The organism is Desulfurispirillum indicum S5, from assembly GCF_000177635.2.
Lineage (GTDB): Bacteria > Chrysiogenota > Chrysiogenetes > Chrysiogenales > Chrysiogenaceae > Desulfurispirillum > Desulfurispirillum indicum.
The window spans coordinates 1064333-1088273 of record NC_014836.1 but is presented as its reverse complement, the minus strand read 5'-3'; the positions used below and the strand labels follow the sequence as shown (position 1 = coordinate 1088273).

At 55.5% G+C, this 23941-nt stretch carries 19 protein-coding genes and 1 tRNA gene; 15 read left to right on the top strand and 5 right to left on the bottom strand.

From position 1 onward, the window contains the following. Positions 1-119 precede the first annotated feature (119 nt). From metH to SELIN_RS05110, 9 genes are all read left to right on the top strand, one after another. Positions 120-3548, top strand: coding sequence for a methionine synthase (metH, locus tag SELIN_RS05150; protein ID WP_013505619.1), 3429 nt, complete (start codon positions 120-122; stop codon positions 3546-3548). Positions 3549-3720: 172 nt separating this feature from the next. Continuing rightward, positions 3721-4368, top strand: a complete 648-nt coding sequence (locus SELIN_RS05145) for a hypothetical protein (protein ID WP_013505618.1) — start codon at positions 3721-3723, stop codon at positions 4366-4368. 130 nt (positions 4369-4498) lie between these two features. Continuing rightward, positions 4499-5074 (top strand): hypothetical protein, encoded by a 576-nt coding sequence (locus SELIN_RS05140; protein WP_013505617.1) that lies wholly within the window; start codon positions 4499-4501, stop codon positions 5072-5074. Positions 5075-5190: 116 nt separating this feature from the next. Further along, positions 5191-6381, top strand: coding sequence for an AAA family ATPase (locus SELIN_RS05135; RefSeq protein ID WP_013505616.1), 1191 nt, complete (start codon positions 5191-5193; stop codon positions 6379-6381). Continuing rightward, complete coding sequence (locus tag SELIN_RS05130) at positions 6378-6941, top strand: DUF4276 family protein (protein ID WP_013505615.1); 564 nt, start codon at positions 6378-6380, stop codon at positions 6939-6941. Before SELIN_RS05135 ends, SELIN_RS05130 begins: the two co-directional genes overlap by 4 nt. 174 nt (positions 6942-7115) lie before the next feature. Then, positions 7116-8156 (top strand): selenide, water dikinase SelD, encoded by a 1041-nt coding sequence (selD, locus tag SELIN_RS05125; RefSeq protein ID WP_013505614.1) that lies wholly within the window; start codon positions 7116-7118, stop codon positions 8154-8156. Further along, on the top strand, positions 8153-9295 hold the full coding sequence (gene mnmH / locus SELIN_RS05120) for a tRNA 2-selenouridine(34) synthase MnmH (RefSeq protein ID WP_013505613.1): 1143 nt from the start codon (positions 8153-8155) through the stop codon (positions 9293-9295). The genes selD and mnmH overlap by 4 nt, the downstream gene beginning before the upstream one ends. Before the next feature lie 204 nt (positions 9296-9499). After that, positions 9500-10789, top strand: coding sequence for a YdgA family protein (locus tag SELIN_RS05115; protein WP_013505612.1), 1290 nt, complete (start codon positions 9500-9502; stop codon positions 10787-10789). Positions 10790-10865: 76 nt separating this feature from the next. Then, positions 10866-11210, top strand: a complete 345-nt coding sequence (locus SELIN_RS05110; protein ID WP_013505611.1) for a DMT family protein — start codon at positions 10866-10868, stop codon at positions 11208-11210. A gap of 59 nt (positions 11211-11269) precedes the next feature. Here SELIN_RS05110 and SELIN_RS05105 read toward each other — a convergent pair whose 3' ends face one another. The 4 genes from SELIN_RS05105 to SELIN_RS05090 all read right to left on the bottom strand — a co-directional run bounded on the left by SELIN_RS05105 (position 11270) and on the right by SELIN_RS05090 (position 17050). Further along, complete coding sequence (locus tag SELIN_RS05105) at positions 11270-11635, bottom strand: response regulator (protein WP_013505610.1); 366 nt, start codon at positions 11633-11635, stop codon at positions 11270-11272. Between the two features lie 49 nt (positions 11636-11684). Next, a complete protein-coding gene (locus tag SELIN_RS13825; protein ID WP_013505609.1) occupies positions 11685-15530 on the bottom strand; it encodes a chemotaxis protein CheB in 3846 nt (1281 codons plus the stop codon). A gap of 18 nt (positions 15531-15548) precedes the next feature. Further along, the gene (locus SELIN_RS05095; protein ID WP_013505608.1) at positions 15549-15749 is read right to left on the bottom strand and encodes a DUF2905 domain-containing protein; all 201 of its coding nucleotides are present in this window, start codon (positions 15747-15749) and stop codon (positions 15549-15551) included. Between the two features lie 89 nt (positions 15750-15838). Further along, entirely contained in the window at positions 15839-17050 is a 1212-nt protein-coding gene (locus SELIN_RS05090) for an FprA family A-type flavoprotein (RefSeq protein ID WP_013505607.1), read from the bottom strand. Positions 17051-17246: 196 nt separating this feature from the next. Here SELIN_RS05090 and SELIN_RS05085 point away from each other — a divergent pair. The 3 genes from SELIN_RS05085 to guaA all read left to right on the top strand — a co-directional run bounded on the left by SELIN_RS05085 (position 17247) and on the right by guaA (position 20632). Continuing rightward, positions 17247-17323, top strand: a tRNA-Pro gene (locus SELIN_RS05085). Positions 17324-17604: 281 nt separating this feature from the next. Further along, positions 17605-19074, top strand: coding sequence for an IMP dehydrogenase (guaB, locus tag SELIN_RS05080; protein WP_013505606.1), 1470 nt, complete (start codon positions 17605-17607; stop codon positions 19072-19074). Between the two features lies 1 nt (position 19075). Beyond that, entirely contained in the window at positions 19076-20632 is a 1557-nt protein-coding gene (gene guaA / locus SELIN_RS05075; RefSeq protein WP_013505605.1) for a glutamine-hydrolyzing GMP synthase, read from the top strand. A 352-nt stretch (positions 20633-20984) separates the two neighbouring features. Here the strand turns inward: guaA and SELIN_RS05070 are convergent, their stop codons facing one another. Then, positions 20985-22166 (bottom strand): BaiN/RdsA family NAD(P)/FAD-dependent oxidoreductase, encoded by a 1182-nt coding sequence (locus SELIN_RS05070; protein WP_013505604.1) that lies wholly within the window; start codon positions 22164-22166, stop codon positions 20985-20987. Positions 22167-22345: 179 nt separating this feature from the next. Between SELIN_RS05070 and SELIN_RS05065 the strand changes: the two genes are divergently transcribed. From SELIN_RS05065 to SELIN_RS05055, 3 genes are all read left to right on the top strand, one after another. Further along, complete coding sequence (locus SELIN_RS05065) at positions 22346-22591, top strand: type II toxin-antitoxin system Phd/YefM family antitoxin (RefSeq protein WP_013505603.1); 246 nt, start codon at positions 22346-22348, stop codon at positions 22589-22591. Then, positions 22581-22880, top strand: a complete 300-nt coding sequence (locus SELIN_RS05060; RefSeq protein WP_013505602.1) for a type II toxin-antitoxin system RelE family toxin — start codon at positions 22581-22583, stop codon at positions 22878-22880. Before SELIN_RS05065 ends, SELIN_RS05060 begins: the two co-directional genes overlap by 11 nt. A 219-nt stretch (positions 22881-23099) precedes the next feature. Continuing rightward, the gene (locus SELIN_RS05055) at positions 23100-23906 is read left to right on the top strand and encodes a class I SAM-dependent methyltransferase (RefSeq protein WP_013505601.1); all 807 of its coding nucleotides are present in this window, start codon (positions 23100-23102) and stop codon (positions 23904-23906) included. The last annotated feature ends 35 nt before the right edge of the window (positions 23907-23941 follow it).

The window sequence follows — 23941 nt, the reverse complement described above, 5'->3', positions numbered from 1 at the left end:
ACCTCTGGTTCCACCAGCGCCGCGCATACGTCATGCATTTGTCGCATGCGTGTATTGAGGCACTTCAGCGTGCTGTCGCATTTCGCTTTCCGAGCAGTAACACCCAGGAGCTTTCCCACATGACCACACAACAGCAACGTATTGATCTTCTGCGGCAGCGCGCCGCTTCCCATATTCTCTGTCTGGACGGTGCCACGGGCACGGCCCTGGCCAGCTTTGAGCTCACCGCCGCTGATTTTGGCGGCGCGGCCTATGACGGTTGCAACGAGTACTTGGTAATCACCCGCCCCGATGTGGTGGAGGGGGTTCACCGTCGTTATCTGGAGGCAGGGGCCGATATCATTGAAACCAATTCCTTTGGCTCCACGTCCATTGTTCTGCGGGAGTACGCCCTGGAGGATCAGGTGCACCGCCTGAACCTGGAAGCGGCGCGCATTGCCCGCACCATGGCGGATCGGTACAGCACCGCTGATAAGCCCCGCTTTGTGGCGGGCTGCATGGGGCCAACTTCCAAGTCCATCTGCATCACCGGCGGCGTCACGTTTCACGAGCTGCGGGATGCCTTCCGCCAGCAGGCCCTGGCCCTTATTGAGGGCGGGGTGGACTATCTGCTGCTGGAGACCATGCAGGATACCCTGAACCTCAAGGCGGGCCTGATTGGCGCCACGGAGGCCATGGAGCAGTTGGGTGTGGACATGCCCCTGGCAGTCAGTGTCACCATTGAGCCCATGGGCACCATGCTGGCTGGTCAGGCCATCGAGGCGCTCTATAACTCCATTGAACACTTCCCCCTGCTCTATGTGGGCCTGAACTGCGCCACTGGCCCCGACTTTATGACCGGCCATATCCGTAGCCTGGCCCAGCTGGCCACCTGTGGCGTAGCCTGTGTACCCAACGCGGGGCTGCCCGACGAAAATGGCCGCTACCAGCAAAGCCCCACCGACGTGGCCGGCAAGCTGGCCCAGTTTATGGATGAGGGCTGGCTGAACTTCGTGGGGGGCTGCTGCGGCACCACCGATGAACACATTCGCATGATCAGCGCGGAAGCCGCCAAGCGCCCCGCCCGCACGCCCCAGCCGGCAACGCCCTTTGCCCTCAGTGGCATTGAGTACCTGCCCATCGAGCCCGGCGAGCTCTATCTGGTGGGCGAGCGCACCAATGTCATCGGCAGCCGCAAATTCAAGCGCCTGATCGCCGAGGGGAACCTGGACGAAGCGGTGGAAGTGGCCCGCAAACAGATTCGCGGCGGCGCGCACATCATTGACGTCTGTCTGGCTAATCCCGACCGGGACGAACACACCGACATGCAGGCCTTTATGGCGGCCCTGATGCGCAGCATCAAGGTGCCTTTCATGATCGACTCCACCGATGCCGCCGTGGTGGAAGTGGCGCTGCAGTACAGCCAGGGCAAGGCCATCATCAACTCCATCAATCTGGAACAGGGCACCGAGCGCCTGGATGAAGTGGTGCCCCTGCTGAAAACCTACGGCGCCGCCGTGGTGGTGGGCACCATTGACGAAGACCCGGAGCACGGCATGGCCGTCACCGCCCAGCGCAAACTGGAAATCGCCCGCCGCAGCTACGACATCCTGGTGAACCGGTACGGCCTGCGCCCCGAAAATATCGTCTTCGACCCCCTGGTCTTCCCCGTGGCTACCGGCGACGAGCAGTACCGCACCTCAGCCCGCGAAACCATCGAAGGTATCGCCCTCATTCGCGAGGAGTTTCCCCACTGCGCCATCACCATCGGCCTCTCCAACGTCTCCTTTGGCTTGCCCCCCGCCGCGCGGGAAATCCTCAATGCCGTCTTCCTCAAACACTGCGTGGACGCCGGGCTGACCATGCCCATCATCAACCCCGAAATGATGGTGCGCTACGCCAGCATTGAAGCCGAAGATCTGCAGCTGGCCGAAAACCTCATCTTCGCCCGTGGTGAAGACCCCATCACCCCCTTTGCCGATAAATTCCGCGAGCGCAAGACCCAGCAGAAGGCCACCAGCGATGAAAGCCTGCCCGTAGCCCAGCGCCTGCAGAGCAATATTGTGGAAGGCTCGCGGGAAAACCTGCACCCGCGCCTGGACGAAGCCATGGCCCAGATGCCCCCCCTCGACGTCATCAACGGCCCCCTCATGGCCGGCATGGCCGAAGTGGGCCGCCTCTTCAACGACAACAAGCTCATCGTCGCTGAAGTGCTGCAGTCAGCCGAGGTGATGAAAGCCTCCGTCGACTACCTCAGCCAGTTTATGGAAGCCGACCAGGTCACTACCCGTGGCACCATGGTGCTGGCAACCGTCAAGGGCGACGTCCACGACATCGGCAAAAACCTGGTGGACATCATCATGACCAACAACGGCTACAAGGTCATCAACCTGGGTATTAAAATCCCCTCGGAACAGATCATCGAGGCCATAGAAAAGCATAAACCCGACTTCGTGGGCCTCAGTGGCCTGCTGGTGCGCTCGGCCCAGCAGATGACCACCACCGCCGCCGACATGAAAGCCGCCGGAATCGACATTCCCCTCATGGTGGGCGGTGCCGCCCTGTCGGAAAACTTCACCAGCCAGAAAATCCAGCCCCAGTACGAAGGCCTGGCCATCTATTGCCGCGACCCCATGGAATGCCTGGCCCTGGCCGGACGCCTGCTTGACGACGACCAGCGCCAGAGCGTGGTGGAAGAGCTGTGGAACAAACGACTGAAAAGGGAAGAACTCAGCCAGGAAGCCGCCAGCACCCGGCCAGCAGCCAGCACCGCCAGCCAGCGAGTGCAGCCAGTGGAGCGCGTGCCCCTGCCCCCCGACCTCAAGCGCCACGTGCACATGGAAAGCGACCTGCAGACCATCTTCGACCATATCAACCCCCACATGCTCTACGGCAAGCACCTGGGCTACAAAGGCTTCCCCGAAGCCCTCGCACGCGGCGAAGCCAAAGCCGTCCAGCTGCAGAAGCAGGTGCAGGAAATCATGGACGAAATCCAGCGCCGGGGCGACATCCAGCCCGGTGCCGTCTACCGCTACTTCCAGGCCCACCGCAGCAGCGAAAACAGCATCACCCTGCTGGACTCCCTGGAGCAGCCCCTGCGCACCATCAGCTTCCCCCGCAACCCGGGCCTGGACCTCTGCCTGGCCGACTACGTCCACCCCGAACGCGACTACCTCTGCCTCTTCATCGTCAGCACCGGCCCCAAACTGGGCCAGCTGGCCCAGCAGGAAAAAGAGAAAGGCAACTACCAGCGCAGCCACATCATGGCCTCCCTCGCCCTGGAAATGGCCGAATCCCTCGCGGAAATACTCCACATCCGCCTGCGCCACATGTGGGGCATCGGCGAACAAAGTCCCCTGCCCAAGCAGGACCTCTTTGGCGCCCGCTATCGCGGCAAACGCTACGCCCCCGGCTACAGCGCCCTGCCCGACCTGAGCGTGCAGGAAGACCTCTTCGCCCTGCTTCACCCCGACGAACTGGGCGTGAAACTCACCGAAAGCCACATGATGGACCCGGAAGCCAGCACATCGGGGTTTGTGTTCCACCATCCGCAGGCGAGGTACTTTTGACAGTTTGCTGAAAAGCACCCATCTGCGACGTTGCCCGCTGGAAACTCGTGCGGAGCAACGTACGGGGAGTACGCCTCACGCCTCACGTTGCGGGCGCCTCGCACCTGGGCACTTTGCATCAAACGGTGATAAATTAATAACGCACAGTGAGTATCAACGGAAAAGGTCATAGATGGATCTGGAATCAGTAAAGAATTTAACTCAAATCATATTCTGGTGTGGAGCTCTTATTCTTGCTTATCTTACTTATCGAAATGCAAGAAAAACGCTTCTTAGCCCAGTAAATACTGAGTATCAAAAAAGAGTTTTTGATAGCTTAACCAGTATCAGTGAACGGCTATTTTCTGAATTGAAAATAGGTAGTGATGAACATTGGATCAAGCAGCGACCTATGAAGGAAGTGCTAGATGAAATTTGCCGTGAATGGGATAGAGATAGAAGTTCGATATTGGAGCATGGGCTAGAGCTTGTGGTTTGGCCTGCAGCAAAAGACTGGTGTATTTTTAATTCCCTCGCTGACGAAGTTCGCTATGAGATTTTTCTGCCAGAGCGCTTACGCAATAAAATAATTTGCTATTTGGAATATCGAGCTGAGTCTGCAAAGTTCGCACATGACTACGCTGTTATTAAGTATATTGAAAGTATTAATGAAAATCGGTCTTATGATCAAATTAGCATTGATAACTTTATTGATATTGAAAACTACTATATTGATGGAATGGGAAAAATGAATTTGAGTTTTGAGCAAATAACTCAACGCAATCAAGAGATTTTATGTGAAATAACAAAATATGTGCGCTCATTTGACCCTACAGCGTAACATTGAAGTGTTGCCTATGACTTTTTAATGCATCTTGAGACTCAATGGAACTTCAGTCTGCTGTTATCGCAATGTGAATTAGTCTGGCATTGAAATATATTGCTGAATACGTTTTCATGGGATGGTAGCTATGCAAAAAATTAATTGCAATTTTATCGGAGATTTTAAATTAGGCGACAATATCAACTATAACTTTAGCTGTTTAAGGGTGCTTTATTCGTCGCAAGACTCAATGCGAATGAACAATGAAGATTCAAGTCTATTTTGTAAGCCAATAACTCTCATTATAGTTTCAATAATTGAAGCTCTTCTTTATGACTTGTTTTCTCGAATAACTAATAATACAAGGGAAGGGGTGAGAAATATTGCAGAGCAGGTACTTAATGATGTCCGAAGCAAGACAATTGATCAGCTTGAAACTTATATTGCTGCCGCAAGAAAACATGACTTGCTAGGGGCCACTGGGACAGACCTATACATAAAGCTTGATGAGCTCCGTAAGGTGCGAAATCGTGTCCATATTCAAAATGTAAAAAAACAACTTGAACAAGATGAAGTCGATGTTTACACCTTTGCAAGACAACATGATGCGGAGAAAATATTAGAGCTTGTACTCAAGCACGCTTCTAATAACTTCCAAAGACCAAAACACACTTGTGGTTATGTTGGCGATTTTTCTCTGCCGTGGAATCAGCACATAAATTGATATTGATGAATATATCAGGAATCTACCATACCGTTGGGAATTTAGCTGCAACTGGCGCCACATGACACTCGCCTCGATTTGAAACACCGCAGATAGAGGATTTGGAGGAAAGCATTATGCTGATAGAAAGCATTCGCATAAAAAACTTTAAAAGCTTTCGCAATGCTGAAATGAAAAAGTTGCCTCGATTTTGCGTAGTGGTGGGGGCCAATGGAAGCGGCAAGTCCACATTGTTTGATGTCTTCGGTTTTCTGAAAGACTGTCTGACCTTTAACGTCAAGCAGGCCCTGCAGGTGCGTGGTGGATTCCGTGAGGTGCTGAGCAGAGGTGTTGCGGATACGGAGTCTATTGAGCTTGAAATCAAGTTCCGTATGAGTATTGCCAATGTCGAACGCCTCGTGACCTACCTGATTGAGATAGGCCTGGAGAATAGGCAGGTAGTTGTGCGCCGTGAATTGCTGCGCTATAAACGCGGTCGTTATGGTTCGCCTTATCACTTCTTGCATTTCAATCAGGGTAAGGGTTACGCCATCACCAACGAGGAAGCCTTTGACAAGCAGGATGAAGAACTGGACCGAGAGGAGCAAAGTGTTGGCAAGGACGCTCTGGCGGTAAAGGGTCTTGGCCAGTTCGAGCGTTTCAAGGCGGCCAATGCTTTTCGCCAACTGATTGAAAACTGGCATGTGTCCGACTTTCACATCAATCTTGCCAGGGGGAGTAAGGACGCTATTGGCGAGTACGAGCATCTGTCTGTTTCGGGTGATAACCTGCAGCTCGTAGCGCGCAATATCTTTGAAAATCACCCCGACATTTTTGAAAAAATCGTTGATGCCATGAAACACAGGGTTCCCGGCGAAAGCCAGGTTAAACCCGTATTAACTGAGGATGGACGTCTGATTCTGAACTTTCAGGACAGCACCTTTAAAGATCCCTTCATCGACCGGTATGTGTCTGATGGAACCATTAAGATGTTTGCCTATCTCGTGCTCCTGTACGATCCAGAACCTCATCCACTGCTTTGCATCGAAGAGCCGGAAAACCAACTCTATCCAAAATTGCTGTGGGAACTTGCCGAGGAATTTCGCGCCTATACGGAGCGAGGTGGCCAGGTAATGGTATCCAGCCACTCCCCCGATTTCCTCAATGCGGTAAGACTGGAAGAAGTTTACTGGCTGGTCAAAAAAGATGGTTATACCAATATTTGTCGCGCTCAAGATAACGCGCAAATCAGGGCATTTATGGAGGAAGGTGACCAGATGGGGTATCTCTGGAAAGAAGGACTCTTCCCAGGGGTGGATCCACAATGACCGAGCTGGTGTTTTTTCATGAAGAGCCATCAGCCAAGGCTATGCTCGAAGGATTAATTCCCCGGCTTTTGGATAATCCCCGTGTACAAGTGCGCTATATAGTATTTGAGGGCAAACAGGATCTGGAAAAACGGTTGCCGCTTCGGTTGCGTGCCTGGCAAAATCCTGAGGCCAGATTTCTGGTCATGAGAGATCAGGACTCTGGTGACTGCAAAGAGATCAAGGCAAAGCTGCTGAGCATTTGCCACAGCGCGGGACGCCCGGATGCTGTCGTCCGCATTGCGTGTCATGAGCTGGAGAGCTTTTATCTCGGCGATCTGAACGCCGTAGCCAAAGCCATTGGCCCTTCAAGATTGTCTGGACAACAAAATAACGCCAAGTATCGCAATCCTGATCGTCTGAATAATGCGAGCCAGGAACTCAAGCGGTTGGCGCAATCCTATCAGAAGATATCAGGATCATGCGCTATCGGGCAAACACTGTCGCTTGAGGGAAACCGCTCCCACAGCTTCAATCAACTGTTGGATGGTATCAGGAAACTCACTGGAGCCGTAGAGTAACGGGAAATGCAGAGCATCAGGTCGCAAAATGCCAGGATTTTCTCGTGTCATACCTGACTCCCACTATTTTACAATAACCCACAAGGTTAGAATAACGGTCGCTGGTATTTTAAGGAAGGCGCTAATCTCACACCAATCTCCATTTTCCCAGTCAATTTACTATCAGGAGTTCCCATGGATTCTGTAAAGCTTACTGAATACAGCCACGGTGCCGGCTGCGGCTGCAAGATTTCCCCGGCGTTGCTGGATCAGATTCTGCAATCTTCCCAGGAGTTGCCACTGTTTCCCGGTCTGCTGGTGGGCAACAGCAGCAAGGATGATGCGGCGGCCTTTGACTTGGGGAATGGTTCGTCGGTGCTGAGTACGACGGATTTTTTCATGCCCATTGTGGATGATGCGTTCACTTTCGGGCGTATTGCGGCCACCAATGCCATCAGCGATATTTACGCCATGGGGGGTCGTCCCCTGATGGCCATTGCCATTTTCGGTTGGCCGGTAAACAAGGTGCCGGTGGCGGTGGGGCAGCAGGTGGTTGAAGGAGGGCGCTTTGCCTGTGCGGCGGCGGGTATTCCTCTGGCGGGTGGTCATTCCATTGATTCGCCGGAGCCCATATTCGGCCTGGCGGTGACGGGGCTGGTGGAGAATGCCCATCTGAAGCGTAACGATACGGCGATTGCCGACTGTGAGCTCTTCCTGACCAAGCCGCTGGGTATTGGTATTCTCTCCACGGCTCAGAAGCAGAAGAAGCTGGTCGATCCGGCCCATCTGCAGGTGGCCATTGATGCCATGTGTACTCTCAACCGCGCGGGTGAGGCGTTTTCCCGTCTGCCGGGGGTTCGAGCCATGACGGATGTGACGGGCTTTGGCCTGCTGGGGCATTTGGTGGAAATCTGCGAGGGCAGCGGCATCAGTGCGGAGGTCCGTTTTGACGATGTTCCGGTGCTGCCTCAGGTTCACCACTACCTGGGCCTTGGCTGCATGCCCGGCGGCACGACCAAGAACTTCAACAGCTATGGTCACCATGTTTCGTCCCTGAGCGATGTGCAGCGGGGCATTCTCTGCGATCCTCAGACTTCGGGTGGCCTGCTGGTGGCGGCGGAGCGCTCCTGCGTGGAGGCTTTCCAGAGTGTTGCACGCCAGGAGGGGCTGCAGCTGCAGTCCATCGGCTGCACGGTTCCCCGCCGTTCGCTTCTGGTTGAAGTGACGGGCTCATGAGCTACTTGCCACTGACAGCGGATTTCCGCTCCATTATTCTGGGGGATATACCCCTGATTGACGTGCGGGCTCCGGTGGAGTTCGCGCGTGGCGCCTTTCCCGGTGCGGTGAATCTGCCTCTCATGAACGATGAGGAGCGGCGTCTGGTTGGCACCTGCTATACACACGAAGGCCACGAGGCGGCGGTGGCGCTGGGTCACCGATTGGTCAATGCGCAGGTGCGGGCACCGCGTATTGATGCCTGGGCGCAGTTCACGCGCACCCATGAAAACGCGCTGCTCTACTGCTTTCGCGGTGGCATGCGCTCCCAGATTTCCCAGCAGTGGCTCTTTGACCATCACGGGATAGTGATTCCCCGCCTTGAAGGCGGCTACAAGGCGCTGCGCCGCTATCTGCTGGAGCAGCTGGAACAGGAGATCCCCGCGCATTTTGCGGCCAGGGCTCTCCCGCTGGTGCTGGCGGGGCGCACGGGCACGGGCAAGACCATTCTCATCCGCCAGATGGAGCATGCCATTGATCTGGAGGATATCGCCCACCATCGCGGCTCCGCTTTCGGTCGCTATCTCACTCCCCAGCCAAGTCAGATCGATTTTGAAAACCGCCTGGCCTGGAAGCTGATTCAGCTGCTGCACCGTCAACCTGGCCAGGTCATCTTCGAGGATGAAAGCCAGGCGGTGGGAGCGGTGAACATTCCGGCGCCTTTTTTCGAGGTCTTGAAAAACGCTGCACGGGTTGTGGTGGAATCCTCGCTGGAAGAGCGCATTGAGCGTACGGTGCAGGAGTACGTGACCGAATCCCAGCAGCGATACGCTGAGTCAGGGGATCTGGATTGCCAGCGCTGGAAGACCTGGATGCACGCCAACTTCCACCGCATCCGCAAACGCCTGGGCATGGAGCGCTATGGCCGCGTGGCTGAAGCCTTTGACCGGGCCATGGTTTCCCAGGAAGCGATCGGGATACCGGCTGCCCACCGCGAGTGGGTGCGTATCATGCTCAGCGAATACTACGACCCCATGTACGATTACCAGATGGAGCGCGCGGCTTCCCGTGTGCTCTTCCGTGGCCCGGCTGAGCAGGTGCTGGAGTTTCTGGCGATGTCCGCGCAGCAGCGTCATCATACTCGTGTGCTTCCTTGCTGAATGCCAGTCTCCCCTGTTTTTTCGTCACTCCATAACTCACGGGTTGACCTGAGGGGAATTCAGTGCGATAAGTGCCGAAGAAGCTGCTGAAGAACCTTTTCCGCCATATTCATGCAAATTTGCCCGGGAAAGGGTGACCAAAGCGAAAACGGCTCAGCCGGGCTTTTAATAACGCACACTGCAGCGAAGATGGAGTTGCCGATCATGAAGAAATTCTTTGTCATACTCTTACTGACAGCCGCCATCGTCGCTGTCGCCCTGGCAGTTCCCTATTACAGCGGCGGAGTGTTCTCCCAGTACTACCAACAGGCGGTGGATTCCACCCTTTCCTCCAATGAATATCAGGTTTCAACGGTCAGTTACCAGCGGGGCTGGCTCAGCAGCACCATCCACAGCCGCATAGAAGTGATTGATCCAGATCTGCGCGATGCACTTTCCCATTTCTTTTCTCCCTATATCGAGGTCCACAGCAAAGTAAGCCATGGATTGAGCGGGGTGAAGAGCCGCAGCACTTTTTATCCCGGCGGGCGTGAAAACCCCCAGAATTTCTTTCCGGAAGGCGAAAACGCTTTGCTGCTGACGAACACCAGCCTCCATGGGCAGACGGCCCTGCAGCTGACGATTCCGCAACTGTCGCTGTCCTATACTGAACACGGCATGGAAACTTTTCTGCTGCAGAGCGGGAAGTTCCTTCTGAGCATGGATATCTCCAGCGACATGAACTCCTTCAGGGGAACAAGTGAGCTTGACGAGCTCTATATCATGGCCGGGGACGAGCTGCTGGAAATGGGCAAACTGGTGATCATATTCGACCAGTCGCGCATGACTCCATACCTGTTCGAGGGGCAGCAGTCCGCGGAAATCGCGTTCATTCAGCTTTCCGCGGCTGAAGGGGAGCCCGCGAACATGTCACAGATCCTCTACACGTTTGATGCCCGATCAACAGCCAATGATTCCCTGGATTTCAGCTTTATGCTGGCAGTGGAAAAGGGAAGCCTGGAAGGCATGGAGATTGGGCCCGCTGCTGTGGAGCTGGAGCTGCGCAACCTGAAGACGGCACACCTGAACGACTTCTTTGCTGCCATTGACAATGGTCTCAATGTGGGAAGTCACACTCTGGAGCAGGACTTCCTGCACTACCTGCTGCTGGCCATGGGCGACGGCGCCCAGCTGGAAAGCCCGGATTTTTCGCTGGCCACTGAGTTTGGCACCCTCAGAGGAAACTTCCTGCTGGACATCCCCCCCTTCGAAGAAGACTACTTCGACCTGCTGCAGTTCAGCGACGAGATCAAGGCCCATTTCAACCTGAGTCTGCCGGCGGATCTGGTGACTGTCCTTGATATGGAAACAGCAATCCTGCTGCACCTGCTGATGGCTCAGGGCATCATCAGGATGGAGGAGAGCAACTACCACATTGATGCCCAGCTGGAGCAGGGGATTCTCTTTATCAATGGCACTCCCATGCCCCTGAATCTCCCCTTCGGTCTGCGCTGACACTTTCAGCTTGCCAAATCGCCTGGCCGGGAGTATGTGCTCATCAGCAATTCATTTCTTCCGGCGGGGGTGTGCCATGCCCGTTCTTTTGCAGACGTCTTTTCTGCTGATTCTTTCCAATGTGTTCATGACTTTTGCCTGGTATGCCCATCTGAAAAATCTCAGCGGCCACAAGTGGTATATCGCGGCACTGATCAGCTGGGGCATTGCGTTGTTCGAGTACCTGCTGCAGGTTCCGGCCAACCGCATCGGCTATACGGAGCTCAGCCTGGCGCAGCTGAAAATCCTGCAGGAGGTCATCACCCTTTCGGTGTTCGTCCCCTTTGCTCTTTTCTACATGCGTCAGCCACTCAAACTGGATTTTCTGTGGGCGGGGCTGTGTCTGGTGGGAGCGGTGTACTTTCTCTTCCGCTCGGGATAGGGAATGCCACGCGCGGTGCTACGCGCGACAGAAGTGACCCGCTGCATATCTGGTGTCGGTCAGCGTTCCGCGAGAACCTTTTCTATCAACTGTGCGGCTTCTTCAAGATCGATAGGCTTGAAGAGAAACTGATCTACTCCTGCACGGGTAGCTTCCTGCAGGAGTTCCTTCTCGTTGTGGGCGGAGATCATGATGATGGGGGTGGTGGAAGTTTCCTTGATGTGACGGGCCAGCCGGATGCCATCCATGACGGGCATTTTCAGGTCTGTCAACACGATGTCGGGCCGATGGCTGGTGAACATCTCCAGCCCCTCCTTCCCATCGCATGCCACAAAGGCCTCCCGTGCGCGCCTTGAGAAGAAGCTGTGCATAATCTCTCGTATTATGGGTTCATCTTCACAGATAAGCATGGTGACATTATTCATGTGTTGGCATCCTTTGCACGGGTTATAAGGGTCTATACTGGGAAAATGACTAAAGTTCAATGGTAAATTCTGCCCCACCATCAATACTTCGCGCGCTGATCTTTCCACCCATGTTATCCTGGACAATGATTTTCGCCATATAGAGGCCGATTCCGGTTCCGGTAATGCCTGAGCCTTTCGTCTGGTCCTTGGTGGTAAAGTACGGTTCAAAAATGCGCGGCAAGACTTCCGGGTCGATACCGCCCCCGTTATCGACGATCCTGATGATCAGCCTGCCTCGACCCTGACGACTGATACTGACATGAATGCTGCCATCCTGGGGCTGTCCATCGTGGTCCAGCCGATGCTGCATAATGGCATCGCGGGAGTTATTGAGCAGGTTAAACAGCACCTGCTTAAATTCATTGGGGTATCCGGTGACCAGGTACGGAGCGCTGCTCCTGCTCTTGTCTTCCAGCAGGGGAACACACTTTCCGCTGCGCACGTGCTGACGATAGAGAACCACATTGTGGGAGCGCATCTGACTGGAGAGCATGTGTGCCACCTGCCGCAGGCTTTCCATGACGTCAAAACGCTCCTTTTCCTTATCGGGGATGAAGAAGTTGCGAAAGTCGTCAATGGTGTCGGACATGAAGCGGATGGTCTCCATGGTGCGCTGCACTTTCACGTCAAGGGAGCCCTGATCCAGCATTCCGTAGCGATAGGAGTCGCGGATATCCTGCACCAGCATGCCCACCACATTCAGCGGCTGCCGCCACTGGTGCGCGATGGCACTGACCATTTCGCCCATGGCAGCCATTTTAGTCTGCTGGATCAGTATTTTCTCCTGCTGCTCCTTTTCTCGCTGGATGCGCTTCATGGAGGTGATATCGGTAATGATACTCAGGAGCGCCGGTGTGCTGTCTTCGGTGATAATGGCTTTGCGGCTGACGAGCACCTCCAGCGTGGCGCCGTTCCTGTGGCGCATGACCCGCTCCACAGCGCGATCCTGATCCTGGCTCTCCATCAGGGAGCGGTGCTTCTGTCGATAGGCCTGCTGGCGATTTGGCGGCACCAGTACCAGGAAAGACTGGCCGATGATCTCGTCATAGGTGTAGCCAAAAGTGGTACAGAAAGCTTTGTTGGCGTGAATAATGCGGGCTTTGGTATCGGTAATACCAATAGCCACATTGGCTTCGTCGTAGATGGCGTTGATGAGCGTTTCCCGATTCATGCGTCGCTGCACTTCCTCGTTGACGCGTTTCTCCAGATTATGGTTGATGAATTCCAGCTCGGTCTGTTTCTGTTTGAGCTCTCTTTCAATCCGCTTTTTCTCGGTGATATCCACCAGTGCCAGCACCGCACTCTCAAAGATCCCCCCCGGAGAGAAGTTCGGCGTGATGCTGATGGACAGCGTGCGCGCCACATCAGTCAACGCGCTGACCGCGTATTCCAGATTATGCAGGGTTCGTTTGTTTTTCAGGGCGCAGGCCAGGGGTTTTTGCTCAGCGGTGAGTTTTTTTGCATCAAGGCTTTTGAGCAACGATTCCACCACGTGGTAGCTGTTCCCCAGCAGGGAGTGTTCCGCGAAGCCGAGCAGCTTTTCAGCATAGGCATTGATAAAGTCTATTTTGCGATCGCGGTCGATGCGCAGTATGCCCACCGGGCTTGTCTGCATAATGCCGGTAATGAAGTTCTGTCGAACCTCCAGCACCTGCTGGGATTCCTGGAGCTCATGGGTCTTGTTCACCAGCTCGAGGCGCTGGCTTTCCTTCTCGTCGTAGACTACTTTCAGTTCGGCATAGGCGGAACTGAGTTCCTCGTTTGTGGACTGCAGCTCTTCGTTGGTGGTCTCAAGCTCCTCGTTGGAAGACTGCAATTCCTCATTGGCCGACTGCAGCTCTTCGTTCAGTGACTGCAGTTCCTCATTGGAGGTTTCAAGCTCCTCAATTACCGTCTGCAGATGCTCCTTGCTGGAAATCAGCTCGTGCTGCAGCTCCTGTATCTGGACATGTCCGTCTTCACTGACACTTTCGACAGGACAATGCTGCAGGGCAAAGGCATTATCCTCTTCCTCCAGCACAATGAGAAAGTACCCCACCGCTTCACCTTCGTGCTCCACCCGCGACGCGAGAATGCGCACGTAGCTCCAGGTGCTGCCCGTCTGGATTTTATGCAGATTCCCCCGAAAAAGAGGTACATCGCCCGAAGAGAGCCTGCCAACAGCAGCGCGCAGATCAATACCCAGCTCACGGGGCAGCATTTTCAGGGCATTGCCGCTGAAGTCACCACTGGGCAGGGTCAGGAAGTTTGAAGCATCGCCTCGCACATGGATGATGCTGTACTCGCAGTCAACCACAATGCTGCACTTGGAGAAAAGCTTCAGGCACGTCTGCGCCAGAGCATCTTCCAGGCGGTACTCTTTGGCCGGCTTGGGTGCCGGTGTCGCACTGCGACGCAGCAGAGCATAGTTGCCGTTTCCGCTGACGATGGGAGACTTCACCCCCCCTTTGCGTTCGTAAATTTTGGCTTTGTCGTGGAAAGAGGCAAAGAGCGTTTCGTTGTCCCCGATGGATTCCGATTTCCCCAGAAACAGGATGCCCTTGGGGGCCAGAGAGTAGTGGAACAGCGAGAACACCTTCTTCTGCAGTGGCTGAGTAAAGTAGATCAGGAGGTTGCGGCAACTGATCAGGTCGATACGCAGGAAGGGGGGATCTTTAATGAGGTTGTGACGGGAAAAGACGATCATCTCCCGCAGGAATTTGGCAACTTCAAAGCTGGAGCCTTTGCGGGTAAAGTACTTCTCCAGCAAAGCCGGCTCCATGCCCTCCAGTAGTGCCTGGGAGTAGAGCCCCTTGCGGGCGTGCATCAGTGCGTCGGTATCAATATCCGTGGCAAAGATCTGCATATGGCACTTTTTCCCCATGCGGTGCACGATCTCCCACAGCATAACGGCCAGGGTGTAGGCCTCTTCGCCGGTGGCGCAGCCGGGCACCCACACGCGGATACTGTCACCATTGCGTTTGTTCGCCACCAGGCTTTCCAGAGCCTTTTCCAGGGAGTTAAAGGACTCCCTGTCGCGGAAAAAAGCCGTCACACTGATGAGAATGTCCTTGAAGAGCAGCTTCCACTCGTCGGCAGATTCTTCCAGCAGGCTGACGTAGTCCCCGAGGTTGGTAACCCGTGTGGCCGCCATACGCCGTTCAATGCGCCGGTTCAACGTGGTGAGTTTGTAGCCGGAAAAGTCCACCTCACCACGCTCGGTGAGGATGCGGAAGATACGGTCAATATTCCCTGGTGCCTTTTTGATCTGCTTTTCCACCAGGAATTTTTCCGGAAAGCGGAATATTTCGGGAACTTCCTGCCCGATGCGCTCCGGCGGCAAAACCAGATCAACATGGGTAGTGGAAATTGCCGCGTTCGGCATGCTGTCATACTTGGCGGTCGAAGGTTCCTGGGCAATGACGATGCCCCCCTCGGCCTTGATGGCACGCACGCCCACCGAGCCATCGGAGCCGGTGCCGGAAAGAATAATGGCGATGGCCTTCTCTTTTTTCACTTCGGCCAGGGAGCACAGCAGGGTATCCACCGAAGGCTTGGGGCCCATAGGTTGCGCCGGCTGGCGCAGGCGGATTTTCTCATCGGCGGTCAGGGTGATATCATAGTTGGGAGGGGTGATATAGATATGTCCCGCTTCAACGGCAGCTCCATCAACAGCTTCCAGTACCGGCAGCAGGCACTCCTTGGCCAGCAGGGACACCAGCATGCTGCGGTGGCTGGGGCTGAGGTGTTGAGCAATGATATAGGCGATATCGCCATCGGCAGGCAGGTGAGAAGTCAGGGCACGCAGTGCTTCCAGACCACCGGCACTGGCCCCAATACCAACAATATAGATCCCCTTGGCCGGTTGCTCCACTCTCTCACCTCCCGATTGTTATCGTCGCAGAATCCAGAAAATCACCGAAACCACTCCGCTGATAATCACCATCGAGGTCACGGGGAAGTAAAAACGAAAATTTTCCCGTTCTATCACGATATCCCCCGGCAGCCGAAAGAAACCGGCCTTCTGCAGCAGGGGCCACAGAAAGCCGGCGACAAGGAGTATGATCCCTGCAATCACAAGTGTTTTCTGCATGCTTTCCTCCCGTGGAGCCTCACCATAAGTAAACCTTCCGGGCAGGGTTCAGAGAGTGCACAGACAAGCATACGCGAAATACCGCAGGGTTACTCAATAATCTTCAGTCCAAAGCCGTAACCCCACTGGCGGCCTTCTTCCAGCTGCTCAGCTGACGGGCGCATCTGGACCTTGTAGGCGTCCTGCACAATCTTCATATGCATCACTTCGCACAGGCCTTCCGTCATGCTGATGCCCTCGCCACTCCAGCCATAGGAGCCAAAGACCCCCGCTTTGCGGCCGGAGACATTCAGCACGACCAGGTTGGCAACCAGCGAAAGCACTGGCTCCGGCGCTTTCGCGTTGATGGTGGAAGTGCCGAAGAGAATACCTGCGGAAAGCTCGATGGAATCCACCATCTCATTCATGTCCGCCGTGGCGGCGTCAAAGGTCACCACCTCGATACCCGCTTCTTCCAGGCCGACTTTCACGGCGTTCATCATCAGAACCGTATTGCCGTAGGACGAGGCGTAAATAATGGTGACCTTCTGACCGTTGAGGCGCTTGAGGTAGTTCTGAGCCTGTTCGTGATACCACTCCAGGAAGAACTCCGGATCGCGGTCCAGCACCGGTCCGTGGGAAGGGGCAATGATTTTTTTCGGCAGATCGCCGATAAGCTTGTACGCCTTGAGGAAGTGCTCCTTGTAGGGGCGCATGATCATGGAGTAGTAGAATTTGAACGCCTCGATAGAGGTCTTGTAGTCCTCGTCATCCAGTTCCGAGTTCATGATGGCGTCATTGCGCTCGCTGGTGAAATGGGCACCCATGACATCACAAGGGAAGAGGATTTCCTCCTCCACAAGATAACTCATCATCGTGTCCGGCCAGTGCAGAAAAGGTGTGACAAAGAAACGCAAGGTCTTACCCCCCAGGTCCAGCTCATCACCGGAATTGATGGACCAGGATTTGAATTCGCGATTGACCAGGTTTTCAATAAATTTCTTGCACGGCTTGGAATGGATAACCGTAATCTCCGGGTGGCGCTTCAGCAGCTCCAGCAGACAGCCGGAGTGGTCAGGCTCCGTATGCTGCACCACCACATAATCAATATCAGTGATGGGGAGAATCTTCTCGAGATTACCGAAATACTCTTCAGAGAAATTCGCCTTGGAAACATCAATGAGCACATTCACCTTCTCCCCGCGAACGAGGTAGCTGTTATAGGTGGTTCCGTGCTCGGTGGGTACAACAATATCGAATATTTCCAGCTCAGGGTCCTTGACACCGACCCACTGCACACTTGGACTGAGTTGCTTTTTCATATTTCACCTCCGAATATGTCAGGAATACATACCATTTTTCGCAGAATGAGACCACATTTTCCCGTTTTCACCCACCATTTTCCCCCTGCGCGCTTTACGCCTTCAGAGGTTGGCCTCCCATGCAAAAAACCTTTCCCGAAGCGCAGGAAAACTTTCTTGACAAAGCCGGAACATTCCCTGTATAACCGCAAACCGTCGGAGCGTGGCGCAGCCTGGTAGCGTACACCCTTGGGGTGGGTGGGGTCGTCGGTTCAAATCCGGTCGCTCCGACCATTATGACATAAAAAAGTTTGCGGAATCACACCGCAAACTTTTTTTTTACCATTCCGCCCTGATCAGCTGAAGCCAGGTCCGCTCATCCGGACCCGTGCACTGTACCCATGAGCTGTTCGTGCAGAGTCTCCTGCCAGTGACACACTTTCACCCTTGGTCTTCCCCATGGGGCATGGTACATTCATACACTTCACTGCCAGCACAGCAAACCCTGTCCCACGGTCCGCCACAACCGGGAACACAAACCCTATACACTCTACCCTAAGCGGAGGTTTTAGCGCATGTTGCAGGACATGATTCCCCAAGCACTCACCTTTGATGATGTCTTACTGGTGCCCTCCTACAGCAACGTCCTTCCCCATGAAGTCTCCACCAGGACCAAACTCACCAGCAACATCGACCTCAATATCCCCATCGTGTCTGCTGCCATGGATACGGTCACTGAAGGACGCCTGGCCATCGCCATCGCCCAGGAAGGCGGCATCGGCATTATCCACAAGAACATGTCCATTGAACGTCAGGCCGACGAGGTAGACAAGGTCAAGCGCTCAGAATCAGGCATGATCGTCGATCCCATCACCATCGGCCCCGACGCCATGATCAAGGACGCCGAAGAGCTGATGAGCAAGTACAAGATCAGCGGCGTGCCCGTCACCGTGGAAGGTAACCGTCTGGTGGGCATCCTGACCAACCGCGACCTGCGCTTCTGCAAAGACTACACCCGCAAAGTTTCCGAATACATGACCTCCAAAAACCTCGTCACCGTCTCCATGGGCATCAGTCTTGAAGCAGCCGCTGACATCCTCCACGAACACCGCATCGAAAAGCTCCTCGTCGTCGACAACGACAACACCCTCAAAGGCCTGATCACCACCAAAGATATTGAAAAGCGCCAGAAATACCCCAACGCCTGCAAGGATGAATTCGGCCGTCTGCGCGTCGGCGCTGCCGTCGGCACCGGCGCCGACACCATTGAGCGGGCAGCAGCTCTCGTGAAAGCCGGCGTCGACGTCATCGTCATCGACACCGCCCACGGCCACTCCCAGAAAGTGCTGGAAACCGTCAGGGAAGTCCGCACCATCTACCCCAACCTGGAGATCATCGGCGGCAATATCGCCACCAAAGAAGCCGCCAAGGCCCTCATCGAAGCTGGCGTCAACGCCGTCAAAGTCGGCATCGGCCCCGGCTCCATCTGCACCACCCGCATCGTGGCTGGCGTCGGCGTCCCCCAGATCACTGCCATAACCGAAGTCGCCCGCTACTGCGACCCCCTGGGCATACCCGTCATCGCCGATGGCGGCATCAAGTACTCCGGCGATGTGGTGAAGGCCATCGCCGCCGGAGCCAACTGCGTCATGATCGGCTCCCTCTTCGCCGGAACCGGAGAATCGCCGGGTGACATTGAGCTTCTGCAGGGCCGCAGCTACAAGGTTTACCGTGGCATGGGTTCCGTTGGCGCCATGCGCCAGGGCAGCAAAGACCGCTACTTCCAGGGTGACGTCAAGGAAGACCAGAAATTCGTGCCTGAAGGCATCGAAGGCAAGGTTCCCTACCGTGGCAGCCTGGCCGGCAGCGTCCACCAGATCGTCGGCGGCCTGCGCTCCGGCATGGGCTACTGCGGCTGCGCCGACATTGAAATGCTGCGCAAGGAAGCGCGCTTTGTGCGCATTACCAACGCCGGCCTGCGCGAATCCCACGTCCACGATGTCATCATCACCAAAGAAGCCCCCAATTACTTTGTAGAGAGCTGATATGAGCACCATTGATTCCAATAAAATCCTCATCCTCGACTTCGGCAGCCAGTACACCCAGCTCATCGCGCGGCGCGTCCGCGAAGCCCGGGTCTATTGCGAAATCATGCCATTTAACACCAGCATCGAAATCATCCGCGACTTTGGCGCCCGTGGCATCATTCTCTCCGGCGGCCCAGCTTCCGTCTTCGCCGAGGAAGCGCCCCTGCCCGACAAAGCCATCTTCGACCTGGGCCTGCCCATACTGGGCATCTGCTACGGCATGCAGCTCATCGGACACACCCAGGGCGGCCGTGTCGCCACCTCCGCCAAGCGGGAGTTCGGACGCGCCAAACTTCTCATCGACAACCAGCAGGATCTCTTCGCCGACCTGGATATCGTCGATAACACCTGCACCGTCTGGATGAGCCACGGCGATAAAGTGGAACAGCTCCCCCCCGGTTTTGAAGCCATCGCCCACACCGAAAACGCCCCCATCGCCGCCATGCGCAATGGCGAGCGTCGCATCTGGGCCATCCAGTTCCACCCTGAAGTGGTGCACACCTACGAAGGCGCCACCATGCTGGCCAACTTCGTACACAAAATCTGCGGCTGCGAACCCACCTGGAACATGACCAACTTCATTGAATCAAAAATAGCCGAAATCCGCGAAACCGTCGGTGACGCCAGCGTGCTGTGCGCCCTCTCCGGCGGCGTCGATTCCTCCGTCGCTGCCGTGCTCATCCACCGCGCCATCGGCGACCGCCTCACCTGCGTCTTCGTCAACAACGGACTGCTGCGCAAAAATGAAGCCGAAGCGGTCGTCAAGACCTTCCGCGACCACTATCACATGAACCTGCACTATGAAGACGCCTCGGATCGCTTCCTGCAGAAACTGGCCGGAGTCAGCGATCCCGAGAAAAAACGCAAAATCATCGGCAACGAGTTCATCTATGTCTTTGAAGACGTGAAAAAGCGCCTTGGCTCCTTTGACTTCCTGGCCCAGGGAACCCTCTATCCCGACGTCATCGAATCCGTCAGCGTCAAAGGCCCCTCCGCCGTCATCAAGAGCCACCATAACGTGGGTGGCCTGCCCGAAAATATCGACTTCAAACTGCTGGAACCCTTCCGCGAACTGTTTAAAGATGAAGTTCGCCTGGTGGGGCTGGAACTGGGTATGCCCGATGAAATCGTCCACCGCCACCCCTTCCCCGGCCCCGGCCTGGGCATCCGTGTCCTGGGCGAAATCAGCAAGGAGCGCCTGGACGTACTGCGGGAAGCCGACCACATCTTCCTGGAAGAGATCAAGATGGCCGACCTCTATCGCCACATCTGGCAAGCCTTTGTCGTCCTGCTGCCCGTCAACACTGTCGGCGTCATGGGCGATGAACGCACCTATGAAAACGCCTGCGCCCTGCGCGCCGTCACCAGCGTCGACGGCATGACCGCCGACTGGGCCCACATCCCCTACGAAGTGCTGGCCCGCATTTCCAACCGCATCATTAATGAAGTCAAGGGCATCAACCGCGTGGTGTACGATATTTCCAGTAAACCACCAGGCACCATTGAGTGGGAATAGGAAAGCAATCGCTCACCGCGAGTGAGCGGGAATACACGTGAATGCAAATGGGTGTCGCCTTTGGCGACACCCATTTTTAGCAAGAGGGGAAAAGGGCCTCACGCAGTGCCCGCAAAAACTCCCGATCTCCTCATCACATTCCCTGTTTTCACGCCCGTTCGCTACGCTCACTTAAGACGCTGAGAGCGCCAAGGAAATACAAATGAATGAATTTGGGCACCTATCTTCTCTGCGTTCTCTGCGGCTTTGCGAGAGAAAAATGCCTTTCGTGTATTCGGAAATCCTGAATAATTCCACAGATTTTGAATGATAGCTGCACCTCAGACACAAAGAATGGCAATGCCTCAGCCGGTCAGGCAAACTGACCGGCACACCAGCCCGACGACCACGCCCACTGCAGGTTATACCCTCCCAGCCAGCCCGTCACATCCAGCACCTCGCCCACAAAATACAGCCCCGGTACCGTCTTGCATTCCATGGTCTTGGATGAAATCCCGTCACAGTCAACACCACCACGGGTCACCTCCGCCGTGCGATACCCCTCCGTGCCATTGGGAGTTACCTGCCAGTGATGCAGCTGGCGGAAAACAAGCTCCACCTGCTTCCTGCTGAGCTGTGCCAGCTGCGTATCCAGCAGTTCCACTGGTAAGAGAGCCGCCACCATCCGCGCAGGCAACAGGCGCGTCAGCACTGTCTTCACCTGCTGTTTCGGCTGCTGCTCGCGCGCCTCGCCGATGACCTCATCAACAGAAGCACTCGGCAGCCAGTCAATCGTTACCGCCTGCCCCGGCTGCCAATAGTTGGAAATCTGCAGGATGGCCGGACCACTCAGACCGCGATGGGTAAAAAGGACATTCTCGCGGAAGGAAATACCCTCCACCTGCACTGTCGCCTCCACCGCAATGCCCGACAGCGGAGCCAGCCGCTGTTTGTCCTGGGGCTGCAGGGTCAGGGGAACCAGCCCCGCCGAAGGCCGCCTGACGGTCAGGCCGAACTGCTCCGCGATGCGGTATCCCAGAGGGCTGGCCCCAAGGGGAGGAATGGACAGCCCCCCCGTCGCCACCACCAGTGAGCGGCACCTGTAGCCACCACGGGAAGTGTGCAGGGAAAAGGCCCCGTCCTCAAGGCGCTCCACTGAATGAATTGTGGTTCCCAGCATGACCGTGGCAGAAGAGCGACGGCACTCCGCAAGGAGCATATCCACCACCTGTGCCGCACTCTCATCGCAGAAGTACTGCCCGTGCTCCCGCTCGTGCCACTTGATCCCGTATTCGCTGATCAGAGACAGGAAATCCCACTGGTTAAAGCGACTGAGGGCTGACTTGACGAAGTGGGGATTGTGGCTGAGATAGTGGCCCGCGCTCAGCTGCGCATTGGTGAAATTACAGCGCCCACCGCCGGAGACAAGCACCTTGCGGCCCGCCTGGGTATTATGATCCAGCACCACCACGCGACGGCCCCGCTTGCCCGCCTGGGCCGCGCACATCAGGCCCGAAGCTCCCGCGCCAAGAATCACCACATCGAAATTTTGCATTGCACGTCCTTAGGCGAATGTTTCAATAATGCACAAAGCAATGAGACAAGGACCACGCATGGCCACAGATAACAAGTAAAATATCACAATGATGCCCGTCAAGCGCTTGAAGTTTTCGCTGCTTCGCCATATATTGGCATGAATTTCGGAGCCAAAATAAACACTGAATGAGGTGTAAAATGGAATCCATCCTGGCAGATGCAACGGTGAGCGTAACGGAACTCAAGCGCAGCTATGCTGAAATCCTGCGAAAGGCTGAGGACTTCCCCGTAGCCATCCTGAATCATAATCGCCCGGAAGCCTACCTGCTGCCTGCGGCCTATTATGAACGGCTTTTGGAGCGTCTGGAAGATATCGAAGATGCTTTACTGATACGAGAGCGACAAGAGGGGCCGTTTATTGAGGTAAGCCTCGATGACCTATAAGCTGCGCTTTCACGAAAAAGCCCTTGCCGAATGGCGCGCACTGGACAACAGTATTCGCGAACCCCTCAAAAGAAAACTTGCCAGCCGACTGCAACAGCCCCATGTTCCTGCCGATGCCCTCAGCGGCATGCCCAACTGTTATAAAATCAAACTCAAACGCATTGGATATCGCCTGGTATATCAGGTCTGCAACGACACCGTAGTGGTATCTGTGATCGCGGTAGGCAAGCGCGACAAAAACCATGTTTATGGTAGCGCCAATACTCGGCTGGAAACGGACAAGCCGTGATGGGATGCTTGAAGATTGAGCATCTGACGGCACACTTGATCCCTGACAGCTTACAGAAACACCTCAAACCAGGCAGGCAATTGAAAAACCTTCAGGTGCAAGGCGCCCGCAAAGCTCGGAGTGAAGCGTACTCCCTGTACGTTGCTCCGCACGAGCTTCCAGCAGGCAACGCCGCAGATGGGGGTTTTTCAGCAGCCTGCTCTCACAAAGGACATCACAATGACCCAGAAAAACTCATGGGAGACCTTCTTCGATGCCCATGCTCCCCAGTATCACTCGAATATTTTCACGAAAGACACCCTGCGGGAAATTGACTTCCTGCTGGATGAGCTGAACCTTCCGGCAGGCAGCACCATACTGGATATTGGGTGCGGTACAGGACGGCACTCCAGAGAGCTGGCGAAGCGTGGTTACCGTGTCACCGGCCTGGATCTGTCGTCTGAAATGCTGGCGAATGCGGCAACAATGGCGAAAGACGCCGGGATGAGTGTTCAGTGGGTGCATGCCGATGCCACGAGCTTTTCCCTGCCAGAGCAGTTTGACGCTGCCATTTGCCTGTGCGAGGGTTCCCTGGGGCTTTTGAGCCAGACGGACGACCCCATTGCGCAGCCGCTGTCCATTCTGTGCAACATCTCCCGCAACCTGAAGCCAGGGGCGCGGATGGTGGCGACGGTCCTCAGTGCGGCCCGCATGCTGCGCTCCTATTCCGACGAGGATGTGGCGGCGGGGCGCTTTCATCCTCTATCCCTGGTGGAGTCCACGGAAATGTCACCACGGGAGGGGCTTCCAGCTGTTGTCGTGCGTGAGCGCGCTTTCGTAGGGACAGAGCTCCGACTGCTCTTTCAACTCGCGGGCTTGACGGTGGATCACATGTGGGGCGGAACAGCGGGAAACTGGGGAAGGCGGCCCCTGGAGCTTGACGAGTATGAAATTATGGTCGTGGCAACCAGGACAGGCGAACCCTCCTGTGCTGCAGACGCTTTCCTTCGCCCCGAAAAGAGGCACGATAGCCAGGCAAGCAATTGACTGCAGGTGGAACCACTCTCTACCGAACAAGCTGC